18 protein-coding genes are annotated in these 17,772 nt (G+C 42.2%); 9 read left to right on the top strand and 9 right to left on the bottom strand.

Translation table 11 applies throughout. The features are described from left to right. Positions 1-69: 69 nt before the first annotated feature. Positions 70-747: a RadC family protein gene (gene radC, locus IEY40_RS18935; protein ID WP_188959009.1), complete on the bottom strand. Its 678-nt coding sequence runs from the start codon at positions 745-747 to the stop codon at positions 70-72. A gap of 260 nt (positions 748-1,007) precedes the next feature. Here radC and coaBC point away from each other — a divergent pair, with 260 nt between their 5' ends. The 6 genes from coaBC (at position 1,008) to folE (ending at position 7,139) form a co-directional block, all read left to right on the top strand. Next, positions 1,008-2,201: a bifunctional phosphopantothenoylcysteine decarboxylase/phosphopantothenate--cysteine ligase CoaBC gene (gene coaBC, locus IEY40_RS18940; RefSeq protein ID WP_428848174.1), complete on the top strand. Its 1,194-nt coding sequence runs from the start codon at positions 1,008-1,010 to the stop codon at positions 2,199-2,201. Then, positions 2,198-2,656 carry a dUTP diphosphatase gene (gene dut / locus IEY40_RS18945; RefSeq protein WP_188959013.1) on the top strand — a complete coding sequence of 153 codons (459 nt, stop codon included), beginning with the start codon at positions 2,198-2,200 and terminating at the stop codon, positions 2,654-2,656. The genes coaBC and dut overlap by 4 nt, the downstream gene beginning before the upstream one ends. 35 nt (positions 2,657-2,691) lie before the next feature. Continuing rightward, entirely contained in the window at positions 2,692-3,285 is a 594-nt protein-coding gene (slmA, locus tag IEY40_RS18950) for a nucleoid occlusion factor SlmA (RefSeq protein WP_188959015.1), read from the top strand. A 105-nt stretch (positions 3,286-3,390) separates the two neighbouring features. Then, a complete protein-coding gene (locus tag IEY40_RS18955; RefSeq protein ID WP_188959017.1) occupies positions 3,391-4,185 on the top strand; it encodes a tetratricopeptide repeat protein in 795 nt (264 codons plus the stop codon). 178 nt (positions 4,186-4,363) lie between these two features. After that, the gene (locus tag IEY40_RS18960) at positions 4,364-6,313 is read left to right on the top strand and encodes an alpha/beta hydrolase family protein (protein WP_188959019.1); all 1,950 of its coding nucleotides are present in this window, start codon (positions 4,364-4,366) and stop codon (positions 6,311-6,313) included. A gap of 175 nt (positions 6,314-6,488) precedes the next feature. Further along, on the top strand, positions 6,489-7,139 hold the full coding sequence (gene folE / locus IEY40_RS18965; RefSeq protein ID WP_188959021.1) for a GTP cyclohydrolase I FolE: 651 nt from the start codon (positions 6,489-6,491) through the stop codon (positions 7,137-7,139). Positions 7,140-7,260: 121 nt separating this feature from the next. Here folE and pyrE read toward each other — a convergent pair whose 3' ends face one another. Together pyrE and rph are read right to left on the bottom strand one after the other, a co-directional pair. Next, positions 7,261-7,902: an orotate phosphoribosyltransferase gene (pyrE, locus tag IEY40_RS18970; protein WP_101088525.1), complete on the bottom strand. Its 642-nt coding sequence runs from the start codon at positions 7,900-7,902 to the stop codon at positions 7,261-7,263. 429 nt (positions 7,903-8,331) lie between these two features. After that, a complete protein-coding gene (gene rph / locus IEY40_RS18975; protein WP_160054452.1) occupies positions 8,332-9,045 on the bottom strand; it encodes a ribonuclease PH in 714 nt (237 codons plus the stop codon). Positions 9,046-9,220: 175 nt separating this feature from the next. On the opposite strand from rph, the gene IEY40_RS18980 reads away from it, so the two are divergent. Beyond that, positions 9,221-10,084 carry a YicC/YloC family endoribonuclease gene (locus IEY40_RS18980; RefSeq protein WP_188959023.1) on the top strand — a complete coding sequence of 288 codons (864 nt, stop codon included), beginning with the start codon at positions 9,221-9,223 and terminating at the stop codon, positions 10,082-10,084. A gap of 591 nt (positions 10,085-10,675) precedes the next feature. Further along, positions 10,676-11,992: an anaerobic C4-dicarboxylate transporter gene (locus IEY40_RS18985; protein ID WP_188959025.1), complete on the top strand. Its 1,317-nt coding sequence runs from the start codon at positions 10,676-10,678 to the stop codon at positions 11,990-11,992. 400 nt (positions 11,993-12,392) lie between these two features. Here IEY40_RS18985 and IEY40_RS18990 read toward each other — a convergent pair whose 3' ends face one another. The 6 genes from IEY40_RS18990 to IEY40_RS19010 all read right to left on the bottom strand — a co-directional run bounded on the left by IEY40_RS18990 (position 12,393) and on the right by IEY40_RS19010 (position 16,771). Further along, positions 12,393-12,869: a hypothetical protein gene (locus IEY40_RS18990; RefSeq protein ID WP_188959028.1), complete on the bottom strand. Its 477-nt coding sequence runs from the start codon at positions 12,867-12,869 to the stop codon at positions 12,393-12,395. Beyond that, entirely contained in the window at positions 12,859-13,161 is a 303-nt protein-coding gene (locus tag IEY40_RS18995; protein WP_188959030.1) for a hypothetical protein, read from the bottom strand. The genes IEY40_RS18990 and IEY40_RS18995 overlap by 11 nt, the downstream gene beginning before the upstream one ends. A gap of 220 nt (positions 13,162-13,381) precedes the next feature. Beyond that, complete coding sequence (locus IEY40_RS20265; protein WP_487250660.1) at positions 13,382-13,996, bottom strand: DNA/RNA helicase domain-containing protein; 615 nt, start codon at positions 13,994-13,996, stop codon at positions 13,382-13,384. Between the two features lie 83 nt (positions 13,997-14,079). After that, a complete protein-coding gene (locus tag IEY40_RS20270) occupies positions 14,080-15,351 on the bottom strand; it encodes a DNA/RNA helicase domain-containing protein (RefSeq protein WP_268244206.1) in 1,272 nt (423 codons plus the stop codon). A 2-nt stretch (positions 15,352-15,353) separates the two neighbouring features. Further along, complete coding sequence (locus IEY40_RS19005) at positions 15,354-15,578, bottom strand: helix-turn-helix domain-containing protein (RefSeq protein ID WP_188959032.1); 225 nt, start codon at positions 15,576-15,578, stop codon at positions 15,354-15,356. Positions 15,579-15,652: 74 nt separating this feature from the next. After that, entirely contained in the window at positions 15,653-16,771 is a 1,119-nt protein-coding gene (locus IEY40_RS19010; RefSeq protein ID WP_188959034.1) for a Fic family protein, read from the bottom strand. Positions 16,772-17,004: 233 nt separating this feature from the next. Here IEY40_RS19010 and IEY40_RS19015 point away from each other — a divergent pair, with 233 nt between their 5' ends. Further along, positions 17,005-17,763, top strand: coding sequence for a sulfotransferase family protein (locus IEY40_RS19015; protein ID WP_188959036.1), 759 nt, complete (start codon positions 17,005-17,007; stop codon positions 17,761-17,763). The last annotated feature ends 9 nt before the right edge of the window (positions 17,764-17,772 follow it).

Here is a 17,772-nt window from a genome sequence, read left to right on the forward strand (position 1 = left end):
ATGGCCGTCGCCCGAGGCACAAAGAGGGCGCATTTTATACACGATTGACCATATAAGATCAAGCAGTGTTTATACAATCCACCCTCGCTCGGCAAAGGAGACTATCTCCTGATCACCTACAACCATATGATCTAACAAAGAAACATCTATGGTTGCCAATGCATTTTTTATTCGCTCAGTTATTCGCCGATCAGCCTGACTTGGCTCTGCAATGCCAGACGGGTGATTGTGACACACTATCACTGCTGCTGCTTTTTTCTCCAACACAAGGCTAATAACCTCGCGAGGATAAACAGAAGCGGAATCGATGGTGCCACGAAATAATTCTACAAATTGAATGACTCTATGTTGGGTATCCAACAATAGTAAGGCGAACACTTCATAGGATCGGTCTGCCAATTGTCTCATTAAATAGTCCCGAGTTAAATCAGGATTTGTCAAAATTTGCCCTCTTTGTAGATTTTCATGGGCAATTCGCTTAGAAATTTCGGCCGCAGCCTGTAATTGAGCATATTTTACCGGTCCAACTCCGGCTAATTTACACACTTGGCTCTTCGATGCACTTAACAAACTGCGTAAACCGCCAAACTGATTGATCATTTCGCGAGCCAAATCCACAGCGTTTTGACCTGCAAGGCCATTTCGTAAAATCACAGCTAATAATTCAGCATCAGACAAATGCCCTGCTCCATTTAATAATAACTTTTCTCGCGGTCCTTCTCCTTGAGGCCAATCTTTTATACCCATGTATGCTCCTTGTTATCTTTGAGACGCCATACCCTCGACGAATTCAACCAAGTTGCATAAATTCGTTACTACTACGCCAATACTGAATTGATGTGTTTTTTCAAAAACACTCTTTAAATGATGTCACCCTCTGAATTCGTGATGCTCTGTTAAATCAGTTACACAGTATGGTCGATATTTTTGAGATTGGATCCACGCAACTTGTCATAGGTTTGTGATATTGTTAGCCGCAATTAGGGTTAAGTCGGATAATGCACAATATGCTGACAAATAAAAAAGTATTACTCGGAATTGGTGGCGGTATTGCCGCATATAAAAGTGCGGACTTGATCCGTCGATTAAAAGAACGTGGCGCAGACGTGCGAGTCATCATGACCCAAAGCGCAATGGAGTTTATCACCCCACTAACCATTCAAGCGCTTTCAGGCCATCCTGTTGCCTCTGATTTGCTTGATCCTGCAGCTGAAGCCGCAATGGGACATATCGAACTGGCGCGTTGGGCAGACGTCGTATTACTTGCTCCAGCTACGGCAAACTTAATGGCACGCATTAATGCTGGCATGGCAGACGAACTACTCACCACTACATGTTTAGCCACTAGCGCGCCAATTATTGTGTGCCCTGCCATGAACCAACAGATGTATCAAAACATCGCTACCCAAGAAAATATGGCAAATCTAGCCCGTAAAGGCTTAATTATTTGGCAACCCGCATCTGGTAATCAAGCCTGCGGTGAAGTCGGCCCTGGCCGCATGCAAGAGCCCGTCGCCATAGCAGAGCAACTGGTTCAATTTTTTGGACCAAAGTCTTTACAAGGGCACAAATTATTACTCACAGCAGGGCCAACCCGCGAAGCTATCGACCCAGTGCGTTATATATCCAACCACAGCTCAGGTAAAATGGGCTTTGCTCTGGCACAAGCCGCTGCAGAAATGGGCGCAGAAGTGACACTCGTCTCAGGGCCCGTCAGCCTTGCCACACCAGTAGGCGTTAAGCGCATTAATGTTGAATCTGCACAGCAAATGCTCGATGCCGTAATACAACAAGTTGAACAACATGATATTTTTATTGGTTGCGCCGCTGTAGCAGATTATCGAATTGCTGATGTGGCCGAACAAAAAATTAAAAAATCAGCCGAAGAAATGCAGCTTGCGCTGGTGCGTAATCCTGATATCTTAGCCACGGTAGCTCAGCACACAACACGACCTTTCACCGTCGGCTTTGCCGCTGAAACTAACGACGTAGAGCAATACGCTCGTGGTAAACTACAGCGTAAAAAGCTGGATATGATTGCCGCTAACGATGTCTCTATTCAAGGCTTAGGCTTTAATGCCGATAGCAATGCACTACAAGTATTTTGGCAAGACGGCAGCCAACAACTGCCTGCAACAGACAAACTAACACTGGCGCGCCAATTACTCACATTGATAGAACAACAACTAAAAAAATCATGAAAACACCCATTGAACTAAAAATTCTCGACTCGCGTATTGGCAGTGAATTTCCACTACCAGCTTATGCTACTGCCGGTAGTGCAGGCATGGACTTACGTGCAATGACAGACACAGCAATGGTCATTGAACCTGGCCAAACAGTGTTAATTCCAACAGGTATCGCCATTCACGTTGCCGACCCAAGTCTGGCAGCGGTCATTTTACCGCGTTCAGGTATGGGCCATAAAAATGGCATTGTGCTGGGTAATTTGGTCGGTTTAATCGACTCTGATTACCAAGGACAACTCATGGTGTCTTGTTGGAACAGAAGTGATAAACCATTCACACTCGACATTGGCGATCGTTTAGCCCAATTGATGTTTGTCCCTGTCGTACAAGCCCAATTTACACTAGTGGATGAGTTTAATAGCTCAGATCGTGGAGAAGGCGGATTTGGTCACTCAGGTACCAAATAACCTTTTCAAGTAGTCACTGAGCCAAGGAACACATAATGGCTGAAAGCCCAAAAATAAACCGTCGCGAACATATATTACAATGCTTAGCGCAAATGCTTGAGACCAGCCCAGGTCAACGGATAACAACCGCTAAGCTCGCTGCTGAAGTGGGTGTGTCCGAAGCCGCTCTTTATCGACATTTTCCAAGTAAAGCGCGTATGTTTGAAGGTCTGATTGAGTTTATTGAAGACGCGATTCTGTCGCGGTTAAATATCATCATGGACGAAGAAAAAAACACTATGACCCGCTGCCAGTTAGTATTACAGCTATTGTTGGTATTTTCTGAACGCAACCCTGGTATTTCTCGTGTGTTAAACGGAGATGCACTGCTAGGTGAAAATGAGCGTTTGCGCAGTCGAATCGACGTGCTATTTGCTAAAATAGAAACCCAAATAAAACAAATTTTACGTGAAAAAACCTTACGTGAAGGCGTAGGCTTTAATATTGACGAAGCCATACTTGCTAATCTGTTGCTAGCGTTTGCCGAAGGCAGGATTTCACAATTTGTCCGCAGCGAATTTAAACAAAAACCCACTCAACATTTTGATGAACAATGGACTTTCATTCAACAGCAGTTATTAAGAAGCTAGCTATTTTTTAGTTCTCTATTTCTACGTATCGAGTCCTTGTTTGACATTTGAGCAGATCGACATATGCTAATATTTCTGGTGCCAGCATGTTGACAAGGACTCGTTATGAAAAAAATTATTCTATTTTTAGTTATTTCTCTACTCTGCTATTCCAATCAATCTATCGCTCAAGCCACGAACTTTAAAGCGGCATCAACTCCATTAGCACAATGCGATAGCGCAGAATGCCATAATCGTTTTTTACAATATAAGAGGTATGCTAAAAAAGGATACTCTGACGCAATGTCAGTATTGGCAGAATTTTATTATGTTGGCTATGGCACAAAACCTAACACAAGCAGAGCATTAAAGTGGTACCGTAAAGCCGCTAAATTCGACTCACCACAAGCCCAATACAAAGCCGGTATCATTTATCTCAGTGAAGGCGAGTATCAAGATATTGAAAAGGGATTAGACTATCTTGCGCAAGCGGGAAAAAGTAATATCGCCCAGGCATCGCATCTGCTAGGGCTTATATACTGGGAAGGCGAGTTAGTCCCACAAGACCTTAATAAAGTATCTTCTCACCTGACTCTCGCCTATGAAAAACAATATCCAGATACCACAGACTTTGTTGAAATCCATAAAAATGAAGCGCCTTTTAATGACATTTATAAAGTTGAAATTATCGAAAGCACACTGAATACTCCTCAAGGCGAAATGGAACAAATATCGGTTGTTTCGCCAAACCTTGAAGAAGTGTTCGATTATCACTTAGAACTTATGGACACTTTTTTACCTGACGCAGCAAAGGGCACAGGGTCAAATATTGCTGGTAGAACGTGTGATGAACGCATTGAATGCGACACTCAATCTAATAGGCATCGTATACAAGACTTCTTGATGATTATGTGGTTTTAGTTGCCTTTAATTGATACAAAAACGACACGGTAAGTCTTGTTTAAGCTTACCAATTAACTTTTATAAGTACTTAAACTGATTAATTTTATCACTTTTCTAACTTACTGATGTTGCCCACCCTCCTTAGATAAAATACAATATAGTTACATTTTTAACATTTATTACACGGACTGTATTCATGCTGCGCATTTTATACCTCACTTGCTGTTTGCTCATTTTATTTACTACCCACACCTTTGCCTCCCCATCAATTAAAGACTTTAGTGCTGACTCAGAATTCTCTGAAGTTAAAATATCTCCTGACGGTAAACACCTTGGTGTAATCCTAATTGAAGATGAAAAACGCACATTATTGATCTTAAACCTTGAATCAATGAAGCCGACTTATGCGGTAAAATTCAACGGCGATGAAGAGGTTGGCCGCTACTATTGGGTCAATGACGAGCGGATAGTATTACAAAAACTCTATAAACACGCCCAACGTGAAGTGTCAGACTATTATGGTGAACTACTGGCTGTAAATTATGATGGCAGCAAATCGAAATACTTGTTTGGTTATAATGGCGGAACATCAACTGGTACCAGTATTTCAAATAACGAAGCTATCCGTGCAAGTGCATTTGTTTTAGATACCCTAAAAGATGATGACAAATACATTTATGTCATGGCTTACCCTTGGAATAGACAAAATTATGCATATACCCTTGTATATCGCGTCAACGTCTATTCAGGCAAACGTAAACGCCTTACCACTTCACCGATTGCCAATGCGGGTTTTCTCGTTGATAACAAAGAAGAGGTACGTTTTAGCTTTGCCACAGACAAGAAAAATAATGATCAGCTGTTTTACTATGAAAATGGTGAATGGGTTGACGCTGAAAGAATTAGAGGCGGACTCACCGATTTCTACCCGCTTTCGTTCACCGAAGACAACAAATCAATTTACGCTTTGGCAAATGGTGAGGGTACAACTCGCGCAATTTATGAAGTCGAACTCGCCACTGCTAAGCATAAAAAAATCATTCAGCACGACGTTGTCGATCCATTGATGACATGGGTAAGCGACCAAACAAACGCCCTTTATGCAGTCGAGTTTGAAAATGGCTACCCTGAGTATCGCTTTGTCGACACTGAAAGTGATAAAGCCAAAGCCCTACGACAGTTAATGGATGCAATTCCAGATCACCGCATTCGTATTGTTAGCGAAACCGTCGATGGCGACACGCTTATTGTGATGGCAATGAATGATAGAAACTCAGGTGACTATTACTTATTTGACCGTAAAAAACTTAAACTCAAATTCTTATTTGCTGAAAACGCAAAGCTAGACCCTAGCGAAATGTCAGAAGTACGCCCAATTAGCTTTACAAACCGTGATGGCGTGACCATTCATGGTTACTTAACGCTACCCGTCGGCATGAAAGAGCATAAAAACATGCCGCTTGTGGTTAATCCTCATGGCGGCCCACATGGCCCGCGTGACTTATGGGTATTTAACTCAGAAAACCAACTGTTAGCACAAAATGGAATTGCCGTTTTACAAGTTAACTTCCGTGGTTCTGGTGGATACGGTACAGCATTTGAAGAATCGGGCTACTTAGCATGGGGCAGTAAAATTCAATATGACATAATTGATGCGACTCAATATGTTATTGACCAAGGCTATGCCGACAAAAACAGAGTGTGTATTTCGGGTGGCAGCTTTGGAGGATATTCAGCACTCATGAGCCCAATGTTAGCACCAGATATGTTTAAATGCGCTGTAGGTGTTGCTGGTGTGTATGATTTAGAGCAAATGTATAGAACGGGCGATGTACCTGAATCATATAGTGGTGGGGCATACTTAGAAGAAGTGTTAGGCACTGATATTCAACGTCTTCGTGCCATGTCACCGACTCACAACGTTAATAAGCTAAAAGCCAAAGTGCTATTAATTCATGGTGAAGAAGATGAACGCGCACCGATAGAGCAATATGAAGCAATGGCAAAAGCGCTGGAGCAAGCTAACTACCCTTTCCAAAAAGAGATTTGGAGAAAAGAAGGCCATGGTTTCTTTAACGCCGAAAACCGTGAAAAATATTATGACATCATGCTTAAGTTCATCAAAGAGAACTTAAACGTAAAGTAGTTATTGCTTAAGCGTTACACCATTAAAAGCCGATATCTGAATAGGGTCGGCTTTTTTATTGGCTGCGGTATTAATTTACAGCAAATCGCGCTATTCTCCTTTTCCCCTATGGGGTAGCCAAGTGGGTGTTAATCTACACTCATACAAACAGTGATATCGAGTCGTTGGAGGATATATGGCACTCAGTGAAGCCGCAATTAAAGTACAAGCAGCGCTAAAAGATCGTGGGTTAGAAACCCCAATGCTGCCAAAAACTTCCACACCTGAAGAACGTAAAGTTAAAATTGAACACCATATGCGTGAAATTTTGACCTTAATGTCACTCGACTTAACCGACGACAGCTTGGCTGATACACCACGTCGTATCGCAAAAATGTATGTTGACGAAATTTTCTCGGGGCTTGATTACGAAAACTTCCCTAAGATCACGGTCATTGAAAATAAAATGGGTGTGGATGAAATGGTGCGAGTACAAGACATCAGTCTTACCAGCACTTGCGAGCACCATTTAGTCACCATCGATGGCTTCGCAACGGTAGCCTATTTACCACGCACAAAAATTATTGGTTTGTCTAAAATTAACCGTATCGTGCGCTTCTTTTCCCAACGTCCGCAAGTGCAAGAACGCCTAACTCAACAAGTGTTAGTGGCACTGCAAACCTTACTTGAAACGAAAGACGTGGCGGTAAAAATGGATGCGGTACATTACTGTGTTAAATCTCGTGGCGTCATGGACTCAACCAGCTCGACGACCACGACAGCGCTTGGCGGTATTTTTAAATCGAACCCGGCTACCCGCGCTGAGTTTTTACATCAAGTAAAATAGCGTACACGGATTACGGTAAAAAAGTGTAATAAAAAGCTGCATCAATATGACTATTGTGCAGCTTTTTTGATTTTCCAGCATCAGCGAATCAGTTTGTCTAACTAAATAACCTGAGTTCAGGCTAAATACCATATTGCTCACGGTAAGCGCTGACGCTAGCAAGCTCAGCTTCCATGCCTGGTTTTTCAGACAAGTAACTAATTAAATCAGCAAGCTTAATAATCGACACAATCTGACAACCAAAGTCACGCTCAACTTCTTGAATCGCCGACAACTCGCCCTTGCCTTTTTCTTGGCGATCCAATGCAATTAATACGCCTGCAAGTTGAGCATTGTGGGCATTAATAATTTCCATCGACTCACGGATCGCAGTACCAGCGGTTATTACATCATCCACCAGCATCACTTTACCTTTAAGCTCGCTGCCAACTAAGCTACCACCTTCACCGTGGGTTTTAGCTTCTTTACGGTTAAAGCAGTAAGGAATATCCACATCGTGATGATCGCACAAGGCAACGGCAGTCGTCGTCGCAATCGGAATACCTTTATAAGCTGGGCCGAACAATAAGTCGAACTCAATGCCCGAATCCATTAACGCTGCAGCATAAAAGCGGCCTAAACGCGCTAAGTCTTTACCCGTATTAAATAAACCAGCATTAAAAAAGTACGGGCTCGTACGGCCAGATTTAAGGGTAAACTCACCAAAGCGTAATACTTGGCGGGCTAATGCAAACTCAATAAATTCGCGTTGATAGGCTTTCACGATTATTCCTCTTTCATCAAATTTTAGATTAATACCAATTCCAGCAATTATCTGGTCATTCAGCGGGAGTTCTGTGTCTTCTAGGCAAGTAATAGAATTGTAGGCATAGTTGCTCTCGGCAACTGCTCCTGCGTTGCTCTACCTCCTGCGTCCATGCAGTCGTCGGCAACCGCTCCTGCGTTGCTCTACCTCCTGCATCCATGCAGTCGTACCTCAAAATGCTATTAAGCAGTATAGAAGGCACAGAAACCCGCCTTGCAGGAGACACTCAGACTTTCCATTTCTTTGTTGCATCGCCTTAAAAGGGAATAACCATTCTTTCAACAATGCGCCTCAAACTGAAAAGTCTGAGTGGCTCTGATTGGTCACATAATTAATGGAAATGGCATAAAAAAAGGACCGTAATCGGTCCTCATTTTCAACAGCATATTAACTTAATGCGGCTTTTTGCACATCGACGATTTCGCGAATACTGTTTTTAGCCAGACCAAGTAGTTCAATCAATTCTTCATGACTGAATGGTTCGCCTTCTGCAGTACCTTGAATTTCAATAATCTTACCGGTTTCTGTCATCACAACGTTCATGTCAGTTTCAGCAGCGCTGTCTTCAATGTATTCTAAATCACTGATCGCTTCGCCTTTGTAAATACCCACACTCACAGCAGCAATTAAAAACTTAAGTGGGTTGGCTTTAATAATACCTTTACCACGAGCCCAGTTCAGGGCATCAACCAATGCAACACAAGCACCAGTAATTGCCGCAGTACGTGTACCGCCATCAGCTTGAATAACATCACAATCAATAACAATCGTATTTTCACCTAACAGCTTCATATCCACTGCTGCACGTAACGAGCGACCAATTAAACGCTGAATTTCTTGAGTACGACCAGATTGCTTACCACGAGCAGCTTCACGGTCCATACGGCTGTGTGTTGAACGCGGTAACATGCCATATTCAGCCGTTACCCAACCTTGACCTTGGCCTTTAAGAAAACGTGGCACACCTTCAGTAAAGCTGGCAGTACATAATACTTTTGTGTCGCCAAACTCAACTAAAACAGAGCCTTCAGCATGTGCAGTAAAAGAACGCGTAATAGTAATAGGGCGAGTTTGAGCTGGTGTACGGTTACTTGGGCGCATGAAAAGTCCTGTAGTCGAATTCATATCAGATTTGAGCGCATATTATAGAGCTTCACGCCGTTAGATGCCATGGTAAGCAACGATAAGCCACAAATCTATCGACTAATCCTTTAATCCGGCCCATTAAAACGGCTATAATCGACTCACATTCGCGTAAAACATAACAGGACACTTCATGATCCAAAGCATGACAGCCTACGCTCGTATAGAGCACAAAGCACAATGGGGCACCGCCTCATGGGAAATCCGTTCAGTCAACCAGCGCTACCTAGAAACATACCTGCGCCTACCTGAGCAGTTTCGAAGCTTTGAACCTGTCTTACGCGATCGCCTACGTAAACGTTTAAATCGCGGCAAAGTCGAAGTCAATCTACGTTATGAATTAGCCGACAACAGCAGTAACGAATTACAACTTAACCAGGCACTGGCAAAGCAATTATTAAGTGCTGCCAACTGGTTAAAAGAAGAAGCAGGACAAGGCGAATTAAGCCTCACTGACGTGTTACGCTGGCCAGGCGTACTTGCTTCTGCCGAGCAAGACATGGACAGTATTGGCGCAGAGCTAATGACAGCATTTGACAGCGCAATCGATCAGTTTATCGAAGCACGTGGCCGTGAAGGTGAAGCGATTAAAGACATGCTACTGACTCGTTTAGACGGGGTAATGGAGCAGGTTAATATTGTGCGCGAACACATGCCAACCGTCATGCAGTACCAACGCGACAAACTCACCAACCGTTTAGCCGATATTGCCGGTGAACTCGACCCTGCCCGTATCGAACAAGAAATGGTACTCCTAGCGCAAAAGCAAGATGTCGCCGAAGAAATGGACCGCCTTGAAGCTCACGTTGCAGAAGCCCGCCGTATCCTTAAAAAAGGTGGCAGCGAAGGTCGCCGCCTAGACTTTATGATGCAAGAGTTTAACCGCGAGTCAAACACCTTAGCGTCAAAATCAATCAGTGCGGAGATCACTTCAGCAGCGGTTGAATTAAAAGTATTGATTGAGCAAATGCGCGAGCAGATCCAAAACGTTGAATAAGCTTTGATGCAATGGATTTTAAGTCACTAATAATAAACCCAGCATCTGCTGGGTTTATTATTTTTAGGGCTCAATAGACAAACACTAATTAGTACGCAAGGCCGTTGATTACACTGTAATTAGTCACACGTGTACTCACTTGAAACATTAAGCTTCCATAAAGACTCTACATCTACTATTAAGCCATCGCTCTCATCAACCAAGGCTTTTACATGACCAACCCTTACTCAGCTACACAATGGTTACAGTTAAGTATGCAGAAGCAAACCCGCGTTTATCGACGCAATTAACCATTATAGAAAGTTCAATAACTGCCAACGTTGGTAATTAGTAGCTTGCAACGACAAAGCTATCGGTAAGATGTTGTTCAACGCCTGCCAATAAATAACGCTGTTTGTTTAAAAATAGCCTTCGCCAGCCTTACGAGCTTGTGCTGAATAGATGTTAATCAGTATGTAACCTTGTTCACGTTTTAAACATTTTTCAAGTTGCTAATTCAATAGCTTGAATTAAGTCACTAACCGCAAATACGTTGTGAGATACCTTCAGAAGGTCAAAAAATAAAATTACAACCTACATGGGGAATACACGATGTTTTATATACACATGCTGCTGTTATTAGCGGTGATATTTGTTGGTATCCGCCATGGCGGTATCGCGTTTGGTTTGTTGGGCGGTTTGGGTGTGTCGGTGCTTGCATTTGTGTTTGGTATTGCACCTGGCTCTCCCCCTATCAGTGTAATGTTGATCATTCTTGCTGTGGTTGCGGCCTCTGCAACGCTAGAAGCCACTGGCGGCTTAAATCTGTTGGTAAAATTTGCTGAAAAACTATTACGTAAACATCCTGAACATATCGTGTTTCTAGGTCCTTTATGTACTTATTCTTTAACGGTATTGGTGGGTACAGGTCATTCGGTTTACCCACTTCTGCCGGTTATTTACGATGTTTCATACAAAAAAGGCATTCGCCCTGAACGCCCATTAGCTATGGCAACTGTGGCGTCGCAAATGGGCATAACTGCCAGCCCAATTGCGGCCGCGGCGGCGGTAGTATTAGCAACTGCGGTTGATAACAACCTTGATATCAGCTTAATCGATGTACTTATGGTAACGATTCCTGCCACCTTAATTGGTTTGCTTGTTGCCTGTACCTGGAGCTTAAAACGCGGTAAAGATTTAGACAAAGATGAAGAGTTTCAAGCACGGTTAGCGGATAAAGATTTTCGTGAAGCGTTAATCGATCCGCAAGATGACAATGCCGAAACACCTGCTGCACAATCAACGGCTAAAAAAGGCTTAATGGTATTTTTACTGGGTATTCTTGCAGTGATTATTGTGGCTATGTTCAGCAAGCAAATGCTGCCTGCGGGAGTAAGCATGTCGGTTGCGATTCAATTTATGATGCTGTCTGTCGGTGGTGTCATTTTACTCGCTACCAATATTTCGCCTAAAAAGATTGCCACCAGCAATGTATTTACTGCGGGTATGACCGCGGTCATCATCATTTTTGGTATTGCATGGATGAGTGACACCATTATTGAGCACCATAAAAGCTATTTAGTCAGCGCAGTGAGCGACATTGTCAGCGTGTACCCATGGACATTTGCAATCGCGATGTTTGTATCGTCAATCTTCTTAAAAAGTCAGGCGGCAGTATTAACCATTATGTTGCCTCTTGGGTTTTCGTTAGGCATCCCAGCACCAGTATTGATTGGTGTACTGCCAGCGTGTTATGCCTACTTCTTCTTCCCATTCTACCCAAGTGATTTAGCGGCAATCAGTTTTGACAGAACCGGTACCACTCACATTGGTAAGTATGTGCTTAACCACAGCTTTATCATTCCAGGCTTTATCGGCGTCATCACCGCAACATTTGTGGGTTACTTTATATCGATGGCGATTAACTAGCCCGAGCTAGTGCTTTGGCTTTGAGGTAATGACTAAAGTGATAAACCGCTAGCGAATTGACCCAAATAAGTCACTCGCATCAATAAAAATGGCAGCCAACGTGGCTGCCATTTTTGTTTTTAATCATTGAGAACCTAAAGGCCGAAGAGCTAAAAAACTAAAATTATCTGATGAATTATCGACAGGTTCATGGAGTAATCCGTCCACAATATCGCTCTCTGCAACACGCCGTAAACCTTTCCATGGAGGCTTGGAGACAAGATCTTGCCTGATCAATCGCAAAAGCGAATATATCCAGGCTCGAACAAATCTGCCTCAAAGCAATATTGAATTTAATGTCAAACATCATCAAAAAAATTAAGCCATTGAGTGTTAGTTTGAATCAAAAAAACTAAAAATGTCATTTATCACTTTGAATATAAATAGGGTTGTCATATTCGGTCATGTTATTTATATACTTACAAAAACCACTTGTCGTATTTTGTGTCTCAAACTCTAAAAAATGAGGTTTTACAGACTCACTTTCATCATTTGGAATAACATAATATGAACTAATTGATTTTATTGGTGAGTATATCTTTTTTTCATATTTGAAGATGACATACTCCAAATATTCCGCACTACTCAATCCTGTTTTAAACTCCCCCCTAATTACTGGCACCCTGTAATCTATTCCATCGCACCGAGCATGTATAACAGCAATTAACTCCAAATCATTTGATGCCTGGCGGTTTATCATTACTTCAACTGAACCTTCAGAGGGGGAATGTAATAAATACTCTTGGTCAGTCCACTCAGATAATCTGAACTCATTTGCATTTAGTGAAAATGAAGTTAAAAAAACTATAAAAAAACAGAGGCTTTTATTAAAAGACATCTTTAAATACCTTCCTTTTTAATAAATCAGTTAAATTATCATGACGCTCGCTGTAACTTGTTGTCTTACTGTTAATGACCTTAGTAATACTATCCGTAACCATTCGATTTGCCCCTATATCTGCTTTTTTATAAAGCTGATGTTCAAGCCAGAATATTAGAGCTGATCTTACTGCAAATTTGGGTTGTAATAATAAATCAGGGGTTGCGACAAAATCGACACTTGCATTCCACAAGTTATTATGTTTCGTTTTCATTGAAATATAATTGGATTTCCCGGTTAATTGAAGCATACCTCTATATATCCAACCGTCACTAGCGATGCTATTTTTGCGTTAAACGCGTTGTAAAAGGCCTAAAGCGTCTAGATTGGTGTCTTGGTTATCAGCGGTTCGCCAACCACACCGTCCTCTGCAACACGCCGTAAACCCATCCATGGGGACTTGACGAAAACATCCTGTTTTCAACAGTTGCCTATGCCAATATGGCTGGCTTTGATGGAATCAAATAATTTTAAACAACGGTAATACCACAACGTTGTAGGAAATCGAAAGTGTCATCATAAAACTCAGACAGCCTTGTTTTATCAGAGTCATCTCCACTAGGAACAAAAATAACCATCCCTTGCCTCGCTCTAGTCAGCAGCACTCGGTAAGCATTCTCTAAATAAATTTGAGTTTGTTCTTGTTGGCGCTTTTCCCATTTACTTCCGCGAAATCGCCAATGTTCTTTCCCAGTAGGTTTAAATCGAAAATCACCGTCCCAAGCAACTAGACACCAGTCTAACTCTAAACCTTGAACATCAAACTCAGTCGCAATATCTTCCAAGAAGTGAGATGAGCGAATATCCTCCGGTGGCCCTAGAAACCAATCTTTGGGCTCAATTTTGTTTTTTACAAAAATACCTTCCGCTTTCAAACGTATTGCATTGGATGAAGCAAGCATGCCAATACTTTCATTAGCTCGACTCTGCGACTTTATCCACTTCTTTGCAGTGTCTAAATCTCGAGTCACTTTAATAGGATATAAGTGCGAGAACGTAGTGAATAATTTCCAAGCTAATACGCTATCACCATCAATCAAATAATGAATAAAACTTGATAGTTTTTCCGCCCTGAATGACCGCATCGAAGTTGCTAAATGCAAACACGGTAAGACTGTTCCTTTTGATAAATGGCTAGCGGTTAAATTTGATGCAACATATTCCCCATTTAGTAAATCTGCAGAGTAATAGGCATCCCAATGACTAATTTTTCGTCTAGCGCATTAAGCCAACCTAACAACCCCACCTCTCCGGTATTAATTTCTTGCCCTCCACCAACCAGAGCAATAATTACGGCCCAATCTTCGTGACGGTCCATGACTTCAATTAGATATTCGGGTTCTGATTTATTAAAGCCTATTTGATTGCGTTTTGTTTGCATGAACTTACTAGTTTGCTCTTTATTCCAAGCTCTTTGTGCCTCATCAAATATTGCGACCTGTTCAGGCGGAACCGCACCGGATAAAGAATCGTCCCTAAACTTATGAATATTTTGAATAAACTGCTCTGTCTGTCGTCGACAAGATGCCAGTGTATCAGCAATTCTTACTTTTCGATCACGAGCTAAGGCCTCTTGTAACACCGACACTAAAGGGCCATTGCCACTCAAGAATACTGAATACTCTTTCTCTTTTGGGTTTGAATGAGTACTCGCAATATTTAATCCAACAAGTGTTTTACCCGCACCAGGGACACCGGTGACAAAACAAATCACTTTGCATTTTCTTTCACGGGCGTCGTGTATTAGCTGCAATAATTGCTGACTTGTTTGGCTGATATTTTGAGTATCCGCTTCACTTTTAGCAATATCCTCAACGTTATGTTGGGCATAAAGAGCTTGTGCAGCTTCGATGATTGTTGGAGTCGGTAAGTAACCAGATGCAGCCCATTGGTTAGCATCAAACTCAACCTGCTTTAAAGATGTTGTTATTTGATTAATTACATTAAGTATCTGACCTGAATGAATAGCAACCGGAGAAGCTACGTTATCAAATGCAAAGTCTAATTTAAATAATGCTTGCAGGGGGGTTGGTTTAGCTAAGTTCGTAGCAATTAAAATGGGTACGATAAACTTATCATGACTGCCACTATGAAAGTTTTTTAGATCGAGTGCATAACCATGTGCTTGCCTTAAATCGGCATGATTAATTTGTTGTGCACCAACTTTGAACTCGATAACAAAGATGACGCCTTTCACCACAAGAACAACATCAGCACGTCGTCCCATTCTTGGGATCATAAACTCAAAAAAGATATGTGTATTATCAGCACTACATAATTTCAGTTCTCTTTTGAGTATATCTATTTCAGCCCCCCACGCTCTGGATTGCTGATGCTGTAGTTGCTGAGTATGAGCCGCGGATATTTCACCACTTATAGACAAGGCGTTAGTAACTAAAAACTGTTCGAGAGGTGCGGAATAAAATGCTCTGTTAAACATATTTATTCCTTGAACTTAAAATCAAGAAGTTGCTTAGGAGGTAACTCCAAAGCCTCTGCTAGTTTGACAATATTGATCAAACTAACATTTCTTTTCCCTCTTTCGATTCCACTGATATATGTCCGATCTAAATCAGCTTTTAGCGCAAGTTGTTCTTGTGATAATCCCTTTGAAACCCTTAAATTTTTAAAGTAGGTACCAAATGAAACTAGTATCAGATCTTCCATGAAAAATCCTATAAAAAGGTTTTCATGATGATGCAAACATGTAGACAATGAGTCTACGGACTATAAGTCACATATCAAGATTTAACTAACACCAACAACACATACCTTGTGCTTCTACCGCCCGCACTGGTTTTGACCAAACATTGCTGCTCTACAAGCTGGGCTAAATGTCGGGTGGCAGTGGCCCGACTGACTTTGGCGACTTTTTGATATTGGCTACTGCTGATGCCATCGCTAAAGTCACCATCGAGTAATCTATTAAGCACTTTAACTTGTTCTGTTGTTAACGATGGGGTGAGCGAGCGTCGATCGACACGAATCCAGAATTGGGTTTTAGCAGTAGTTTGCTCAATGCTATTGAGCGTGTGTTGAATAGCGTCATTTAAGGTGTCTAAAAACCACAGCAGCCAAGGTGTGATATCTAAGCCACCTTGCTGGGTAGACTCTAATATTGCGTAATAGGCTTTGCGTCGTTCAAGAATACTAACTGACATGGCGTAAAAATGAATCGAGCGATGTTCAGCTTGCGCTAATGCTAAGTCGGTGAGCAAACGGGTGATACGTCCATTACCATCATCAAGCGGATGCAAGGTGACAAACCACAAATGAGTGATGGCTGCTCGTACTAGCGGATCAAGGTCTGCCTGTTTTCGTGATTGATTAAACCACTCAATAAACTGCGTTAAACTTTGGTCTAGCGTATCTCGAGGAGGCGCTTCAAAATGGAGCGTCGGTTTGTCTAAACGCCCCGATACCACCTGCATAGGCTCATCGCCGCGTAACTTACCGCCAATAACAGGATTAAACACGGCTTGGTTACTCGGAAACAACAGAGCATGCCAATCTAAAATACGCGTTAGGCTAAGTGGCTGTTGCCAGTTTTGTAGCGCATCTAAGGTGATATCAGCTAAACCATCTGTTTGTGCAGTAGTGGGATAAGGGTTTTCTTCACTCACCCCAAGCTTATTCGCCAAAGAGGAACGTACAGAAAATGCGTTAAGCGTTTCTCCTTCAATAGCACTTGAATGAACGATATTGGCCAGCATGGTATCGAGTGTCCATTGACTAGCGGATTCAGAACCTATTTTACCCAGCAGCAAACCCTGGTTAAATTGAATTTGCCTCAATAGTGCACTTATACGAGCATTATCCCATACAAAGTCAGGCCATTCTTGTTGTTGCCAAATCCACATATTAACCTCTGTTTAGCTGACTTAAATACTGCATTGATGCACACACCAACCTATTCTACTCACCATATGAGGCAAATAGCAATTTATTCACCTCACCACATGAGACGAATAGGATAGTTAATTACCTCATGACGCCTACTAGCAAGCTCGATAACACCTTGGCTGGCATTTCGGTATAATCGTTTACTGATTCAATAACCTTCAATTTTTATCACTCAATGCGACTGTAATTAATGATATCCAAGCAGACTGAACTATCGACATCAGCACAAGCCGATATGCCCAAACCCACTATGACGAGTAAGCAGGATAATAAAGTATTTATTATCGGTTTGCCGCGTACCGGCACAACCAGTGTGAGTGTGGCCTTGCTTGAGCAAGGGTTAACGGTTGCCCACCAGGCCTTTACTAAGCAGGCGTTTATGTTGGCCGATGCGGTGTCTGATGCGCCGTGCTTTAGTGATTACCAACAATTAGATAGGTTATTTCCCAATGCTAAATTTGTCTATTTAGATAGGCCGCTAGATAAGTGGTTACCGTCGATGCAAATGTTACTGGGCAGAATGCTAGTACATTTAGATAAAGACAAGGGCCGTTTTCATCCAATAATGAAGCGCAGCTTTAATCATTGCTTTGATATATGGCAGGTTGAAGATGTGTTTGATGAAGCGCATTTAACGGCCTGTTATCAGCGCCACCAGCAGCAAGTGTTTAGCTACTTTGCAGATCGTGATGACTTTCTTGCTCTCGACATTAGTGTTGATAGCAGTTTAGCGCTGTTAATGGCGTTTATTGGGTTAAACGATGCACTAGCAAAGTTGAAGCAGCCAAGCGAAGAATTACCGCAGCTAAGCTTTCCACAATTAACCTTTCCACAACTAAATATGGGCCGCAATGTTGCCAGTTGGGATGAGTATAAACACCCCAATAAGATCAGCGCGAATGCCTCTGGCCCAGACAAGCGAAAGTTTTTTGATTACCGCCTCGATTAATGCCGCGAC

Origin of the sequence: Shewanella ulleungensis (assembly GCF_014648315.1) — a bacterium.
Taxonomy (GTDB): Bacteria; Pseudomonadota; Gammaproteobacteria; order Enterobacterales; family Shewanellaceae; genus Shewanella; species Shewanella ulleungensis.

Coding starts and splice junctions, on each gene's coding strand:
- radC (WP_188959009.1), bottom strand. CDS start 747: ATGGGTATAAAAGATTGGCCTCAAGGAGAAGGACCGCGAGAAAAGTTA.
- coaBC (WP_428848174.1), top strand. CDS start 1,008: ATGCTGACAAATAAAAAAGTATTACTCGGAATTGGTGGCGGTATTGCC.
- dut (WP_188959013.1), top strand. CDS start 2,198: ATGAAAACACCCATTGAACTAAAAATTCTCGACTCGCGTATTGGCAGT.
- slmA (WP_188959015.1), top strand. CDS start 2,692: ATGGCTGAAAGCCCAAAAATAAACCGTCGCGAACATATATTACAATGC.
- IEY40_RS18955 (WP_188959017.1), top strand. CDS start 3,391: ATGAAAAAAATTATTCTATTTTTAGTTATTTCTCTACTCTGCTATTCC.
- IEY40_RS18960 (WP_188959019.1), top strand. CDS start 4,364: ATGCTGCGCATTTTATACCTCACTTGCTGTTTGCTCATTTTATTTACT.
- folE (WP_188959021.1), top strand. CDS start 6,489: ATGGCACTCAGTGAAGCCGCAATTAAAGTACAAGCAGCGCTAAAAGAT.
- rph (WP_160054452.1), bottom strand. CDS start 9,045: ATGCGCCCAAGTAACCGTACACCAGCTCAAACTCGCCCTATTACTATT.
- IEY40_RS18980 (WP_188959023.1), top strand. CDS start 9,221: ATGATCCAAAGCATGACAGCCTACGCTCGTATAGAGCACAAAGCACAA.
- IEY40_RS18985 (WP_188959025.1), top strand. CDS start 10,676: ATGTTTTATATACACATGCTGCTGTTATTAGCGGTGATATTTGTTGGT.
- IEY40_RS18990 (WP_188959028.1), bottom strand. CDS start 12,869: ATGTCTTTTAATAAAAGCCTCTGTTTTTTTATAGTTTTTTTAACTTCA.
- IEY40_RS18995 (WP_188959030.1), bottom strand. CDS start 13,161: ATGCTTCAATTAACCGGGAAATCCAATTATATTTCAATGAAAACGAAA.
- IEY40_RS20265 (WP_487250660.1), bottom strand. CDS start 13,996: ATGCGGTCATTCAGGGCGGAAAAACTATCAAGTTTTATTCATTATTTG.
- IEY40_RS20270 (WP_268244206.1), bottom strand. CDS start 15,351: ATGTTTAACAGAGCATTTTATTCCGCACCTCTCGAACAGTTTTTAGTT.
- IEY40_RS19005 (WP_188959032.1), bottom strand. CDS start 15,578: ATGGAAGATCTGATACTAGTTTCATTTGGTACCTACTTTAAAAATTTA.
- IEY40_RS19010 (WP_188959034.1), bottom strand. CDS start 16,771: ATGTGGATTTGGCAACAACAAGAATGGCCTGACTTTGTATGGGATAAT.
- IEY40_RS19015 (WP_188959036.1), top strand. CDS start 17,005: ATGATATCCAAGCAGACTGAACTATCGACATCAGCACAAGCCGATATG.